The organism is Bradyrhizobium sp. CCBAU 45384 (genome assembly GCF_028128665.1).
GTDB classification, from domain to species: Bacteria; Pseudomonadota; Alphaproteobacteria; order Rhizobiales; family Xanthobacteraceae; genus Bradyrhizobium; species Bradyrhizobium manausense.
Window position 1 is genome coordinate 18,202 of sequence record NZ_LBIZ01000008.1, and the last position, 13,003, is coordinate 31,204.

Consider the following 13,003-nt stretch of genomic DNA (forward strand, 5'->3'; position numbering starts at 1 on the left):
AATGCAGAAGAAGAGTGCTGAGGATGCGATCACCTCGCTGCACGATCTCTCCGCGGTCGATCTGATCGCGGGCTATCGGGCAAAACAATTCTCGCCAAGCGAGGTGCTGGAGGATCTGCTCGCGCATGTCGCTGCGTGGGAGCCGCATCTGAAGGCGCTCTATGCATTCGATCCTGACAGCGCGCGCGAGGCCGCAAAAGCCTCGACCGCGCGCTGGACCGGAGGCGAGCCGTCAGGCCCGCTCGACGGCGTGCCTGTCACGATCAAGGACAACATCGCGACCAAGGGCGTGCCGGTGCCGCTGGGCGCTGCGAGCGTCAAGCTGGTGCCGGCCGAGAAGGACGCGCCGCCCGCCGCGCGCTTGCGTGAGGCAGGCAGCATCATCTTCGCCAAGACCACCATGCCCGATTACGGCATGCTGTCTTCGGGGCTCTCTTCGTTCCATGCGCTGGCGCGCAATCCCTGGGACCTCTCCAAGAATCCGGGCGGCTCCAGCGCGGGCGCAGGCGCGGCCGCCGCAGCGGGCTATGGCCCCCTGCATCTCGGCACCGATATCGGCGGCTCGGTGCGGTTACCAGCGGGCTGGTGTGGCCTTGTCGGGTTGAAGCCGAGCTTTGGCCGCGTGCCGATCGATCCGCCCTATGTCGGCCGCGTCGCCGGCCCGATGACCCGCACGGTCGATGATTGCGCGCTGATGATGAGCGTGATCGCCAAGCCCGATCGGCGCGACGGCATGAGCCTGCCGGCGGAGCCGCTGAACTGGAAGGGACTTGAGAAGTCGCCGCGCAAATTGCGCATCGGCCTGATGCTCGATGCCGGTGTCGGCCTGCCGGCGGAAAGGGCCGTCCGCGAGGTCGCGGTGAAGGCCGCAAAGGCGTTCGAATCCGCAGGCAGCGTCGTCACCGAAGTCGATGGCATCCTCACGCGCGATATGCTCGACGGTCTCGACAATTTCTGGCGCGCGCGGATGTGGGACGATCTGTCGAAACTGACGCCGGCCGACCAGGCAAAGGTGCTGCCTTACATTTCCAAATGGGGCGCTTCAGGCGCAAAGCTTTCGGGCGTCGATGTTATCAGAGGCTTCAACCAGACCATGGCGATCCGCGCGGCGGCGTCAAAGCTGTTCTGCGAGCTCGACTATGTGATTTCGCCGACGGCGCCTAACGTGAACTACCCGGCTGACTGGGCCTCGCCCACCAACGATCCGATGCGGCCGTTCGAACACATCGCCTATACCGTGCCGTGGAATATGTCGGAGAACCCGGCCGTCACCATCAATGGCGGCTTCGATGACGCGGGCTTTCCCATCGGCGTGCAGATCGTCGGCCGCCGCTTCGACGATATCGGCGTACTCGGCCTGGCCAAGGCGTTCGAGGGCCTGCGCGGCGCGCAGAGGTCGTGGCCGAGGCCGCCGGCGAAGTAGTCGTTCTCGTCATTCCGGGGCGCGCGTTAGCGCGAACCCGGAATCTCGCGCCTCATCTCTGGATTCCGGGTTCGATGCTTCGCATCGCCCCGGAATGACGTGCTAAATATCAAGAGAAGAAATGTGGGAAGGAAACCATCGATGGCGTATCAGACGATCAAATACGAGGTCGCCGAGCAGATCCTCACCATCACGCTGAACCGGCCCGACAAGCTCAACGCCTTCAACGCGCAGATGCAGGCCGAGCTGATCGACGCGTTCGACGCCGCCGACAAGGACGACAATGTCCGTGCCATCATCGTCACAGGCGCCGGACGCGGCTTTTGCGCGGGTGCGGATCTGTCGTCGGGCGCCGATACCTTCGATCGCGACGCGCGGCGCGGACCGGTGAAGCGTTTCGCGGATGGTAGGGTCGATTACAGCGACCCGCAGGTGCGCGACGGCGGCGGCCAGGTGACGTTGCGCATCTTCAAGTGCCTCAAGCCCGTGATCGCCGCGGTGAACGGTCCCGCGGTCGGCATTGGCGTCACCATGCAGCTCGCGATGGACATCCGCATCGCCTCCGAGGCCGCGCGCTTCGGCTTCGTGTTCTCCCAGCGCGGCATTGTGCCGGAGGCGGCCTCGAGCTGGTTCCTGCCGCGCATCGTCGGTATCTCGCAGGCGCTGGAATGGTGCTATTCGGGCCGCGTCTTCCCGGCGCAGGAGGCCCTCGCCGGTCGCCTCGTCAGCAAGGTCGTGGCGCCCGACGATCTCCTGCCGACCGCCCGCGCGCTCGCCGAGGAATTTTGCGCCAAGACCGCGCCGGTGTCGGTCGCGCTGATCCGCCAGATGATGTGGCGCATGATGGGTGCGGACGATCCCATGGAAGCGCACAAGATCGACAGCCGCGGCATCTACACCCGCGGCCGCTCGGAGGATGTGAAGGATGGCGTGGTGTCGTTCCTGGAGAAGCGGCCGGCGCAGTTCAAGAACAAGGTGTCGAGCGACATGCCGGATTATTTCCCGTGGTGGACGGAGCGGGAGTACAAGTAGAGCTTCGTAGGGTGGGTTGGACCAGCGGCTGCGCGAAGCGCAGATGCTGGGCGTAACCCACCCTATGGCCCCATCACTGCATCACCAGCGCCACCCGCCCGATCGCCTTGCGGTCGAGCAACAGCCGCATCGCCTTGGCGCAATCCTCCAGCGGCAGGCGATGCGAGATGTTGGGGCGCAGCTTGCCCTCCTCCGCCCATTGCAGCAGCGCCTTCAGCCTGATCTCGCCAAGCTCCGGGTTTTTCCGCACGGCTTCACCCGCGCGGACGCCGAGCACGCTGGCGCCCTTGATCAGCAGGAGATTGGTCCTGGCCGAACCGATGCCGCCGGTGAAGCCGATCACCAGGAGCCGTGCGCCCCAGGCAATGCAGCGCATCGAGTCTTCAAAGACCTGACCGCCGACGGGATCGAACACGACATCGGCACCGCGGCCGTCGGTGATGCGCTTGACGGCATCGCGAAACGGCTCGCGGTCGTAGCGGACGAGATGATCGGCGCCGCGCGATTTCGCAATCGCAAGCTTCTCGTCGCTGGCCGCCGTCGCGATCACGGTTGCGCCCAGCATCTTGCCGATCTCGACGGCGGCAAGGCCGACGCCGCCGCCGGCGCCATGCACCAGCAGCACCTCGCCCCGCTCGACCCGGCCGCGGTCGATCAGCGCGTGATAGGCGGTGCCATGGCCGGCGAGATAGGTCGCGGCTTCCGCGTAGTCGAACGTCGACGGCATTGGCGTAAGTTGCGAACGGGTCACCACCGCTTCGTCCGTGAAAGCGCCGTAACGCATCTTCACGATAACCTTGTCGCCGATGGAGACGCCCCTCGCCTCGGCGCCGACCTCGGTCACATCGCCGGCAGCTTCCACGCCGGGCGTGAACGGCAGCTCGGGCTTGAGCTGATACTCGCCCGCGGTCATCAGCACATCAGGAAAGTTCAGCCCCGCAGCGCGGATCGCGATGCGCACCTCGCCCGGCTTCAGGGCGCGCGATGGAAACTCTTCCAGCCGCAACGTTTCGGGCGCGCCGAGCGTGCGGCAGACGACAGCGCGCACCATCAGGCCGCGCTCGCCTTGCTGCGCAGCAGCGCCTCCCGGATCAGCGGCAGGCGGTCGTTGCCGAAGTACATGTCGGTCTTGTTGACAAAAATGGTTGGCGAGCCGAACCCGCCGCGGGCGACGACCTCCTCGGTGTTGGCCTTGAGCTGATCCTTGATCCCCTGCTCCGAAATCCCCGCGAAGAACTTCTGCTCGTCAACGCCGACTTTCCTGCAGATCTCGGCGAGCACCGCGTCCTGCGAGATGTCCTTGTCGCTGCCCCAATAGGCCTCGAACACTGATGTCGCGAACGGCACCATGTCTTTTCCGAGCCAGATGCATCCCCGCATCGCCTTCACACTGTTTACCGGGAACACCGTCGGCGGCATCTTGATCGAGAGCCCCGCCGAGCGCGCCCAGTCGGCGAGATCCTTCTTCATGTAGCGCGCCTTCAGCGGCACCGGCTTCTCCCGCTGCGCGTAGACGCTGGGGTTGACCGTGTTGAAGATGCCGCCGACCAGGATCGGCCGCCAGATGATCTCGGCCCCGAGCTCCTTCGCAAGCGGCTGGATGTTGTGGAAGGCGAGATAGGTCCACGGGCTGGAACAGTCGAAGAAGAATTCGATCATGGCGCGTTTCCTTGGTGTTCTGCTTGTTTTGATTTCGTCATTCCGGGATGCGCCGCAAGGCGCAGGCCCGGAATCCATTTCGCAGCATTCACCGGCCCGATGGATTCCGGGTTCGCGACTTCGTCGCGCCCCGGAATGACGAGCGGAGATGTCCTACTTCCTTCCCAACACGTCCCTAGCCCTCTGGCGGTTATTGGGCGAGATCGCCGGAATAGTGGGCGACTTTCGTTGTTCTGTACCTCGACGTTAAGACATGGCAGGAAGGGGCGCAACACAACCCGCCGGGAGGGCCGCCATGCTGTTTCCAACCACGATCGCCGGCTCCTTGCCGAAGCCGGAATGGCTCGCCGAGCCCAACATGCTCTGGGCGCCCTGGAAATCTGGAGGCGACGAGCTGCTACGTGCCAAGCGCGATGCGACGCTGATCTGGCTCAAGGTCCAGGAGGACGCCGGCATCGACATCGTCACCGAGGGCGAGCAGGCCCGGCAGCATTTCGTGCACGGCTTCCTGGAGAAGATCGAAGGCATCGACTTCGCCCACAAGGTCGAGATGGGCATCCGCAAGGATCGCTACAAGGCGATGGTGCCGCAGGTGGTCGCGCCGCTGCGGCTCAAGGGGCGCGTGCACGACTTCGAGGCGCGCGTGGCGCGGACGCACACCCAGAAGAAGCTGAAATTCACCCTGCCCGGTCCAATGACGATCATCGATACCATTGCGGACCGTTACTATGGCGACCGCGTCAAGATGGCCTTCGCTTTTGCCGAGCTCTTGAACGAGGAGGCCAAGGAGCTTGCCGCCGACGGCGTCGATCTCGTGCAGTTCGACGAGCCGGCCTTCAACGTCTACATGGACGAGGTCAACGACTGGGGGATCAAGGCGCTGGAGCGGGCCGCGCAAGGGCTCACCTGCACCACCGCCGTGCACATCTGCTACGGCTACGGCATCAAGGCCAACACCGACTGGAAGCAGACGCTGGGCAGCCAGTGGCGGCAGTATGAGCAGATCTTTCCGGCGATCGACGCCAGCCCGATCCAGCAAGTCGCGATCGAATGCCGCAATTCCAAAGTGCCGCTCGATCTGCTGGCGCTCCTGAGGAACAAGATCGTGCAGGCCGGCGTGATCGACGTCGCCAGCGATATGGTGGAGACCGCCGAGGACGTCGTGCAGGTGATCGACTCTGTCTCGAAATTCGTGCCCAAGAGCAACATCATCGCCACCACCAATTGCGGCATGGCGCCGATGCGGCGCGAGATCGCCGAAGCCAAGCTGATGGCGCTCGGCGCCGGCGCGGCGCTGGCGCGCGAGAAGCTGGGGTGATGACGAGGATCGGACGCTAGAGCGTGATCCGGAAAAGTGTGAATCGGTTTTCCGAAAAGATCATGCTCAAACAAAGAGCTAAAGCGCGATGACGATTCAACCCAATCTCATCGCGCTTTAGGCCTGCGCTGAGGGGTGCAGCACCGGCCGATAGCCGGCGTGCAGCGTGCGGAGTGTCGACGGCGGCGTGAGCAGCATTGCGTCGTCGGCGAGCTGCTCCGCCGCAGAGTATCCCGCCGGCGACCACTTTAGCGCCCTGCCCTGCGTGACGAGATAGCTGGCCTTGCCCTGCTGCAGCATCGCGCCCTCGGGCAATTGGTCGAGCGGCATCAGCAGGGCGTGCAGCCGCTTGCTGCCGTGATCGACCCGCTCGTGGTGCAGCACGGCGTCGATGTCGTGCATGCGGACATCGTGCACACGGTTGCCCTTCTCCCATGCGGCGCGGAAGCGATTGGCATCGTCGCGGCGGCAATAGAAGCAGGGGCGATGCCCGGCGGCGAGCGCGGTAGCCTCGTCGAGAAAGAACAGCTCGGTCCAGCTTCGCTGCGCCATCACCTCGCGGCGGCGGCCGCGGAATTCGCAGGTGCAGGTGAGCCAGGCCGGCGACGACCAGCGCTTCTTCAAAAGCGTCTTGGTCGCGGGATCATGGATGATGCCGCGATTGCCGGTGAACATCCCGCGATGTGGCGTTGCGATGATGTCGCCGGTCGGCGTGACGCGGTTTTGCAGGGGCATGGGCGGCCTACTCTGCGGCCGTCATTCCGGGATGGTCCGCAAGGACCAGACCCGGAATCTCGAGATTCCGGGTTCGATGCTTCGCATCGCCCCGGAAAGACTCGAGACCCTACGCCGCGCCGTCGCGAAGCGGGGGGTGATAGGACAGCGCGGTGTCCCAGGGGAAGAAGATCCAGGTGTCCTGCGAGACTTCCGTGATGAAGGTGTCGACCAGCGGACGGCCCTTCGGCTTGGCGTAGACGGTGGCAAAATGCGCATCCGGCAGCATTTCGCGCACGAGCTTGCCGGTCTTGCCGGTGTCGACGAGGTCATCGACAATCAACAGCCCCTTGCCGGTGCCGCCGCCGAGCTTCATCGCCTGTTCGGAAATGCCCTTGAGGACCTGGAGATCGCCCTGCTTGTCATGGTCGTAGCTGGCGATGCAGACCGTATCGATCACGCGCAGGCCTAGCTCGCGCGCCACAATCGCCGCCGGCACCAGGCCGCCGCGGGTGATCGCGATCACCGCGTGGAACGGCCCGACCTCGTTGAGCCGCCAGGTCAGTGCCCGGCAATCCCGGTGGAACTGATCCCACGACACTGGAAAGGGCCTGCCTGCCCGCTCCTGCGCGCTCAGTTCCGGTGCTTCACCAGCCATCGTCGTCTCCTGCCTTGGTCTGCCGGCATTTGCTACCGGGTGGCGTTCAATCCCGCCAGCATTTCCTTCACCGCCGCCATCGCTGCGGCGAGCTTATCCGCATCGCGCGAACGCACCACCAGATTGGTGTTGGGCTTCTGCTCTTCGTCCATGAAGGGATAGCTGCCGATGATGGTGTCGGGGTGGGCGGCGGCGATGGCCCTTAAGGGGCTGCCGATATCGCCCTCCCGCGCGTTGGCGCGGACCGATTCGGACAGCATGCGGACACCGGATTTTAATTTGGGTGAGACGATGTCCATCATCGCCTGCATGATCGAGGGCACGCCGGCCATGACGATGACATTGCCGATCTTGAAGCCGGGCGCGAGGATGGTCGCGCTCTGGATCAGCTCGGCGCCGTCGGGGATGCGGGCCATGCGCAGCCGGGCTTCGTTGAGGTCCTGCTCGCTCCAGCGCTCCCTGAAACGGGCGACCACTTCGGGGTGGTGGTCAATGCCGACACCGAACGCCTTGGCGACGCTGTCGGCGGTGATGTCGTCGTGGGTCGGCCCGATGCCGCCGGTGGTGAAGACATAAGTGTAGCGATGCCGCAGTGCATTCAGAGCTGCGATGATGTCGTCCTCGTCGTCGGAGACGATCCGCACTTCCTTCAGGTCGATGCCGATATTGGTCAGGTATTCGGCGATGAAGCCGATATTCTTGTCCTTGGTTCGGCCGGACAGGATTTCATCCCCGATGACCAGAATGCCCGCCGTGACGATCTCGCTCATGCCTTAAGTCCCTCACCTGTAGTCCCGAATTTGCCGGGGTAACGCGTTGAAGTCACGCGCTTTTGCTGCCGAAATAAGCAGTCCTCAGCCATTTTTTCAGGCAGGCCGCCGACTAGCCCCGGCAAATGCCCTCTCTCAATGCTTATCGCGCTGGCCCGCCCCTTGCTACCACATGAAAGTCATGCACTCTTGCCGCATGGCCAGGACGTTGCGGTCTTCACCAAGGCCAGACGACCTGCCACATGGCGCAACGCCTTGCGGAGACAAGTCGGGATCTATGGCAGTCGCGTTTGATGAAATGAATATTCCCGGCGGGGACCTTCGCCCCGCCTATCAGGAGCTGGCGCGCTGGCTCAAGGAGACGCCTCCCGAGGCGCTCGAATATCGCCGCCAGGAGGCCGAGCTCCTGTTCCGCCGGATCGGCATCACCTTCGCCGTCTACGGGGACTCCGAATCCACCGAGCGCCTGATCCCGTTCGACGTGATCCCGCGCATCATGTCCGGCAGGGAATGGACGGTGCTGGAAAAGGGACTGAAGCAGCGCGTCAAAGCGCTGAACATGTTCCTGCGCGACATCTATCATGGCCGCGACATCCTTCGCGCCGAGGTCGTGCCCGAGGATCTGATCTTCCAGAATCCGGTCTTCCGTCCGGAGATGAACGGCCAGCAGGTGCCGCACGACGTCTACGTGCACATCGCCGGCATCGACATCGTCCGGGTCGACGCCGAAGACTTCATCGTGCTTGAGGACAATGCGCGCACGCCCTCGGGCGTGTCCTACATGCTGGAAAACCGCGAGATCATGATGCGGCTGTTTCCGGATCTGTTCGCCCGCCACAGGGTGGCGCCGGTCGAACGCTATCCGGATGAGCTGCTCGCCGCGCTGCGCTCGGTCGCACCGCACAGCGCATCGAGCGAGCCGACGGTCGCGCTGCTCACGCCGGGCGTCTACAACTCCGCCTATTACGAGCACTCCTTCCTTGCCGACAAGCTCGGCGTCGAACTCGTCGAAGGCCGCGACCTCGTCGTCAAGAACAACGAAGTGTTCATGCGGACGACGGAAGGGCTGAAACGCGTCGACGTCATCTATCGTCGCGTCGACGACGATTTCATCGACCCCCTCACCTTCCGCCCGGACTCCGTTCTCGGCGTACCTGGATTGATGTCGGCCTACGCGGCCGGCAACATCACGCTCGCCAACGCGGTCGGCACCGGCATCGCCGACGACAAGGCGATCTACTCCTACATGCCCGACATCGTGAAATTCTATCTCGGCGAGGAGCCGATCCTGAAGAACGTGCCGACCTGGCGCTGCCGCGAGCCGAAAGATCTGGCCTATGTGCTGGACAATCTCAGCGAGATCGTCGTCAAGGAGGTGCACGGCTCGGGCGGCTACGGCATGCTGATCGGCCCCGCCGCGACCAAGGCGACGATCGAGGCCTTCCGCGAGAAGCTGAAGCGCGAGCCGGAAGGCTTTATCGCGCAGCCGACGCTGGCGCTCTCGACCTGCCCGACCTGCACGGCCTCCGGCCTTGCCCCGCGCCATGTCGACCTTCGCCCCTTCGTGCTGACCGGCAGCAAGAGCACGACCATCGTGCCGGGCGGGCTGACGCGTGTGGCGCTGAAGGAAGGCTCGCTCGTGGTGAATTCGAGCCAGGGCGGCGGTACCAAAGACACCTGGATTCTGGACGAGTAGAGAGATGCTGTCGCGTACCGCCGAAAACCTCTACTGGCTCGCCCGCTATGTCGAACGGGCCGAATACCTCGCACGCACCATCGATGCGACCCTGCGCGTCACCGCCCTTCCCGCAACCTATATCGGCAAGACCAACGAATGGGATTCCGCCCTGCTCACCGCCGGCGTCGCGGAGAGCTTCTATCAGACCCATGAGGAGGCCAACGAGCACAACGTCGTCGACTACCTCTCGTTCTCGGCCGACAATCCCTCCTCGATCAGGAACTGCATCGAGGCGGCGCGGCTGAATTCGCGCTCGGTGCGCACGGCGCTGACCAGCGAGATGTGGGACACCATCAACTCGGCCTGGATCGAGTTGCAGGAGGTCTGGAGCAAGGGCACCTCGACCCGCGAAGAGCTCGCAAAGTTCCTGCGCTTCGTGCAGGAGACCTCGCTGCGTTTCGACGGCTCGGCCTACCGGACGATGCTGCGCAACGACGCCTACTGGTTCTCCCGCCTCGGCCTGCATCTGGAGCGCGCCGACAACACCGCGCGCATTCTCGACGTGAAGTATCACGTGCTGCTGCCGGAGGAGGAGCATGTCGGCGGCCCGCTCGACTTTTATCAGTGGAGCTCGATCCTGCGCTCGGTCTCCGCGTTGACGGCCTATCACTGGGTCTATCGCGAGACGCTGAAGCCGTGGCTGGTCGCGGACCTGCTCATCCTCAACGGCACGCTGCCGCGCTCGCTGGCGAGCTGCTACGAGAATCTCGTGCGCAATCTCGACCAGATCGGCGTCGCCTATGGCCGCCAGGGCCCGGCCCAGCGCCACGCCCGCGGCATCCGCAACCGGCTCGAACACAGCAACATGAACGACATTTTCCAGCATGGCGTGCATGAATTCATTCAGGAATTCATCGCAGACAATTCCAGGCTGGGCGAAATCATCACGAAGCAGTATTTGATTTGACGTACGCCGTCATTCCGGGGGCGCCCGAAGGGCGAACCCGGAATCTCGAGATTCCGGGTTCGGTGCTGCGCACCGCCCCGGAATGACGCAAGAAAAACGGTCCACCATGCGCCTGCGAATCCAGCACACCACGACCTATCGCTACGAGCCGGCGGCGACGAGCGTGATCCAGATCCTGCGCATGACCCCGTGCAGCCATGACGGGCAATATGTGGCGGAATGGCAGATCGACGTCTCCACCGACACCAAGCTCGACATGCACGAGGACGCGTTCGGCAACGTCACCCATGTGCTGTCCTGCGGGCCCGTCAGCGACATCCGGATCACCGCCGAAGGTCTGATCGAAACCCACGACACCGGCGGGGTGTTGCGCGGTGCCGACGAACGCTTTCCCGCCGACATGTTCCTGCGCACCACCGACCTGACGACCGTCAATCCGGCGATGGCGGCGGTCGCGCGTCAGTTGCGCAGCGAGGCCGAGAGCGACACGCTCGGCTTCCTGCACACGCTGATGAGCGAGATCAGCGATCACATGACTTTCGACGAGGATCCGACCAACAGCGGCACCTCGGCCGCCGAAGCGTTCACGCTGAAACGCGGCGTCTGCCAGGATTATGCGCATATCTTCATCGCCTGCGCCCGCACCGGCGGCGTGCCGGCGCGCTTCGTGTCCGGGCACTTCCTGCGCTCCGACGGCACCGTGCATCAGGACGCCGGCCACGCCTGGGCTGAAGCCTATGTGCCTGATCTCGGCTGGGTCGGCTTCGATCCCGCCAACAGCATCTGCACGACCGATGCCCATGTCCGCGTCGCAATCGGGCTCGACTATCTCGGCGCGGCCCCCGTGCGCGGCACCCGTTACGGCGGCGGCGCGGAGACGCTGACCGTCGCGGTCAAGGTCGAGCAGGCCGGCCGCGGCGGGCAGTCGCAATCACAGTCGCAGCGGCAGGGATAGATCGTCATTCCGGGGCGATGCGATGCATCGAACCCGGAATCCATCGGGCCGCGGAGTTGGAGGAGAGATGGATTCCGGATTTCGCGCTTACGTGCGCCCCGGAATGACAGCCATCCCCGGGGAATCGGGGGTTGGAGCGGGCGGCGAAATTGGCTAGTAAGTCCGCGCAAACGCGTTCGGGGACTGGAAATGACCTATTGCTGCGGAATCCTGGTTCGGGACGGTCTGGTGATGATCGCCGACACCCGCACCAATGCCGGCCTCGACAATGTCTCGACCTTCCGCAAGCTGCATATCTTCTCCAAGCCCGGCGACCGCATCATGGCGATCGCCAGTGCCGGCAACCTCGCCATCAGCCAGTCGGTGCTGTCCACGCTGACCGAAGGCCTCGAAGACCCCAACACGGGCGAGATCGAGACGCTGATGAACGCGCCGACCATGTTCCAGGCCGCCCAGCGTATCGGCCGGGCGATCCGGGCCGTGCACGCGACCGAAGGGCCGGCGCTGAAGTCCGAGGACGTCTCCTTCGACGTCTCCTTCCTGTTCGGAGGCCAGATCAAGGGCGCGCGCATGCGGCTGTTCATGGTCTACACCGCCGGCAATTTCATCGAGTGCACCACCGACACGCCCTACTTGCAGATCGGCGAGCACAAATACGGCAAGCCGGTGCTTGACCGCGCCATGCATTACGACGTCGAGCTCTACGAGGCGCTGAAGACCGGCCTGATCTCGATGGATTCGACCATGCGCTCGAATCTCGGCGTCGGCCTTCCCATCGACGTGCTGGTGGTGCGCACGGACGCCTGCGAGGCCGATCTCAACCACCGCATCGAGGCGGGCGAGCCCTATTTCCACGACCTGCGCTCGCGCTGGTCGGCGGCGCTCCGCGCCGCGCATCAGAACATTCCGCGGCCGCCTTACAAGAACGAAAAAGAACCCAAAACCTGACAACAGAAAGAAAAGGCAGGAAACGATGAGTGAAGCAAAAAAGATCGCCCTGGTGACGGGTGCTGGCACCGGTGTCGGACGCGCGGCGGCACTGGCGCTGATGAACACCGGCTTCACCGTGGTGCTCGCCGGCCGCCGCCTGGAGATGCTCGAGGAGACCGCCAAGCTCGGCCCCGCGGGCAAGAGCCTCTGCGTCACCGCCGACATGACCAAGCCTGACTCCATCGCAGCTCTGTTCGACAAGGTGAAGGCGACCTACGGCCGCCTCGACGTGCTGTTCAACAATGCCGGCATGGGCGCGCCCGCCGTCAATTTCGAGGACCTCAGCCTCGAGCAGTGGCAGGCGGTGGTGAACACCAACCTCACCGGCCCGTTCCTGTGCACCCAGCACGCCTTCCGCATCATGAAGGACCAGAGCCCGCGCGGCGGCCGCATCATCAACAACGGCTCGATTTCGGCGCATGCGCCGCGGCCGTTCTCGGCGGCCTACACCTCGACCAAGCACGCCATCACCGGTCTCACCAAGGCCAGCAACCTCGACGGCCGCATGTATGACATCGCGGTCGGCCAGGTCGACATCGGCAATGCCGCGACCCCGATGACCGATCGCATGGTCAACGGCCCCGGCGTGCTGCAGCCGGACGGCACCACCAAGCACGAGCCGCGCATGGACGCGAAGGCGGTCGGCGATGCCGTCGCCTACATGGCCGGCCTGCCGCTCGATGCCAACGTGCTGTTCATGACCGTCATGGCGACCAAGATGCCGTTCGTGGGGCGGGGCTAGCGCCAAACTGCGAAAACAACCCCATACACAGTAGACGCCGGAAGGCGTCTCCTGCCGGGGTGACGCGACGCAAGTCCGCGCGCTATCTCAACAATCG

Annotated in this window: 13 protein-coding genes; 8 read left to right on the forward strand and 5 right to left on the reverse strand. The window is 64.4% G+C overall.

Annotated features, from left to right (window positions below):
• Position 1: 1 nt before the first annotated feature.
• Together XH80_RS01185 and XH80_RS01190 are read left to right on the forward strand one after the other, a co-directional pair.
• Positions 2-1,423 (forward strand): amidase, encoded by a 1,422-nt coding sequence (locus XH80_RS01185; protein ID WP_271597000.1) that lies wholly within the window; start codon positions 2-4, stop codon positions 1,421-1,423.
• Between the two features lie 141 nt (positions 1,424-1,564).
• Positions 1,565-2,455 (forward strand): crotonase/enoyl-CoA hydratase family protein, encoded by an 891-nt coding sequence (locus XH80_RS01190; protein WP_271597001.1) that lies wholly within the window; start codon positions 1,565-1,567, stop codon positions 2,453-2,455.
• Positions 2,456-2,528: 73 nt separating this feature from the next.
• Here the strand turns inward: XH80_RS01190 and XH80_RS01195 are convergent, their stop codons facing one another.
• Positions 2,529-3,506 (reverse strand): NADPH:quinone oxidoreductase family protein, encoded by a 978-nt coding sequence (locus tag XH80_RS01195; protein ID WP_271597002.1) that lies wholly within the window; start codon positions 3,504-3,506, stop codon positions 2,529-2,531.
• The gene (locus tag XH80_RS01200) at positions 3,506-4,114 is read right to left on the reverse strand and encodes a 2-hydroxychromene-2-carboxylate isomerase (protein ID WP_271597003.1); all 609 of its coding nucleotides are present in this window, start codon (positions 4,112-4,114) and stop codon (positions 3,506-3,508) included. The genes XH80_RS01195 and XH80_RS01200 overlap by 1 nt, the downstream gene beginning before the upstream one ends.
• A 295-nt stretch (positions 4,115-4,409) precedes the next feature.
• Here XH80_RS01200 and XH80_RS01205 point away from each other — a divergent pair, with 295 nt between their 5' ends.
• Complete coding sequence (locus XH80_RS01205; protein ID WP_271597004.1) at positions 4,410-5,432, forward strand: methionine synthase; 1,023 nt, start codon at positions 4,410-4,412, stop codon at positions 5,430-5,432.
• A 117-nt stretch (positions 5,433-5,549) separates the two neighbouring features.
• Here the strand turns inward: XH80_RS01205 and XH80_RS01210 are convergent, their stop codons facing one another.
• From XH80_RS01210 to XH80_RS01220, 3 genes are all read right to left on the reverse strand, one after another.
• Positions 5,550-6,167, reverse strand: a complete 618-nt coding sequence (locus tag XH80_RS01210; RefSeq protein WP_271597005.1) for a hypothetical protein — start codon at positions 6,165-6,167, stop codon at positions 5,550-5,552.
• Positions 6,168-6,276: 109 nt separating this feature from the next.
• Positions 6,277-6,804, reverse strand: a complete 528-nt coding sequence (gene gpt, locus XH80_RS01215; protein ID WP_271597006.1) for a xanthine phosphoribosyltransferase — start codon at positions 6,802-6,804, stop codon at positions 6,277-6,279.
• Positions 6,805-6,836: 32 nt separating this feature from the next.
• On the reverse strand, positions 6,837-7,574 hold the full coding sequence (locus XH80_RS01220) for a competence/damage-inducible protein A (protein ID WP_271597007.1): 738 nt from the start codon (positions 7,572-7,574) through the stop codon (positions 6,837-6,839).
• A 277-nt stretch (positions 7,575-7,851) separates the two neighbouring features.
• Here XH80_RS01220 and XH80_RS01225 point away from each other — a divergent pair, with 277 nt between their 5' ends.
• The 5 genes from XH80_RS01225 to XH80_RS01245 all read left to right on the forward strand — a co-directional run bounded on the left by XH80_RS01225 (position 7,852) and on the right by XH80_RS01245 (position 12,906).
• Positions 7,852-9,270 carry a circularly permuted type 2 ATP-grasp protein gene (locus tag XH80_RS01225; protein ID WP_271597008.1) on the forward strand — a complete coding sequence of 473 codons (1,419 nt, stop codon included), beginning with the start codon at positions 7,852-7,854 and terminating at the stop codon, positions 9,268-9,270.
• A gap of 4 nt (positions 9,271-9,274) precedes the next feature.
• Positions 9,275-10,219: an alpha-E domain-containing protein gene (locus tag XH80_RS01230; protein WP_057740903.1), complete on the forward strand. Its 945-nt coding sequence runs from the start codon at positions 9,275-9,277 to the stop codon at positions 10,217-10,219.
• A 106-nt stretch (positions 10,220-10,325) separates the two neighbouring features.
• A complete protein-coding gene (locus XH80_RS01235; RefSeq protein ID WP_271597009.1) occupies positions 10,326-11,174 on the forward strand; it encodes a transglutaminase family protein in 849 nt (282 codons plus the stop codon).
• Between the two features lie 189 nt (positions 11,175-11,363).
• Complete coding sequence (locus XH80_RS01240) at positions 11,364-12,122, forward strand: proteasome-type protease (protein ID WP_057740901.1); 759 nt, start codon at positions 11,364-11,366, stop codon at positions 12,120-12,122.
• A gap of 25 nt (positions 12,123-12,147) precedes the next feature.
• A complete protein-coding gene (locus XH80_RS01245) occupies positions 12,148-12,906 on the forward strand; it encodes an SDR family oxidoreductase (RefSeq protein ID WP_057740898.1) in 759 nt (252 codons plus the stop codon).
• Positions 12,907-13,003: the final 97 nt, after the last annotated feature.

What these genes read in the sequence shown, in the direction of transcription:
- XH80_RS01220 (WP_271597007.1), bottom strand. Translation starts at nt 7,574, where the DNA reads ATGAGCGAGATCGTCACGGCGGGCATTCTGGTCATCGGGGATGAAATC.
- XH80_RS01205 (WP_271597004.1), top strand. Translation starts at nt 4,410, where the DNA reads ATGCTGTTTCCAACCACGATCGCCGGCTCCTTGCCGAAGCCGGAATGG.
- gpt (WP_271597006.1), bottom strand. Translation starts at nt 6,804, where the DNA reads ATGGCTGGTGAAGCACCGGAACTGAGCGCGCAGGAGCGGGCAGGCAGG.
- XH80_RS01235 (WP_271597009.1), top strand. Translation starts at nt 10,326, where the DNA reads ATGCGCCTGCGAATCCAGCACACCACGACCTATCGCTACGAGCCGGCG.
- XH80_RS01210 (WP_271597005.1), bottom strand. Translation starts at nt 6,167, where the DNA reads ATGCCCCTGCAAAACCGCGTCACGCCGACCGGCGACATCATCGCAACG.
- XH80_RS01200 (WP_271597003.1), bottom strand. Translation starts at nt 4,114, where the DNA reads ATGATCGAATTCTTCTTCGACTGTTCCAGCCCGTGGACCTATCTCGCC.
- XH80_RS01240 (WP_057740901.1), top strand. Translation starts at nt 11,364, where the DNA reads ATGACCTATTGCTGCGGAATCCTGGTTCGGGACGGTCTGGTGATGATC.
- XH80_RS01185 (WP_271597000.1), top strand. Translation starts at nt 2, where the DNA reads ATGCAGAAGAAGAGTGCTGAGGATGCGATCACCTCGCTGCACGATCTC.
- XH80_RS01195 (WP_271597002.1), bottom strand. Translation starts at nt 3,506, where the DNA reads ATGGTGCGCGCTGTCGTCTGCCGCACGCTCGGCGCGCCCGAAACGTTG.
- XH80_RS01225 (WP_271597008.1), top strand. Translation starts at nt 7,852, where the DNA reads ATGGCAGTCGCGTTTGATGAAATGAATATTCCCGGCGGGGACCTTCGC.
- XH80_RS01190 (WP_271597001.1), top strand. Translation starts at nt 1,565, where the DNA reads ATGGCGTATCAGACGATCAAATACGAGGTCGCCGAGCAGATCCTCACC.
- XH80_RS01230 (WP_057740903.1), top strand. Translation starts at nt 9,275, where the DNA reads ATGCTGTCGCGTACCGCCGAAAACCTCTACTGGCTCGCCCGCTATGTC.
- XH80_RS01245 (WP_057740898.1), top strand. Translation starts at nt 12,148, where the DNA reads ATGAGTGAAGCAAAAAAGATCGCCCTGGTGACGGGTGCTGGCACCGGT.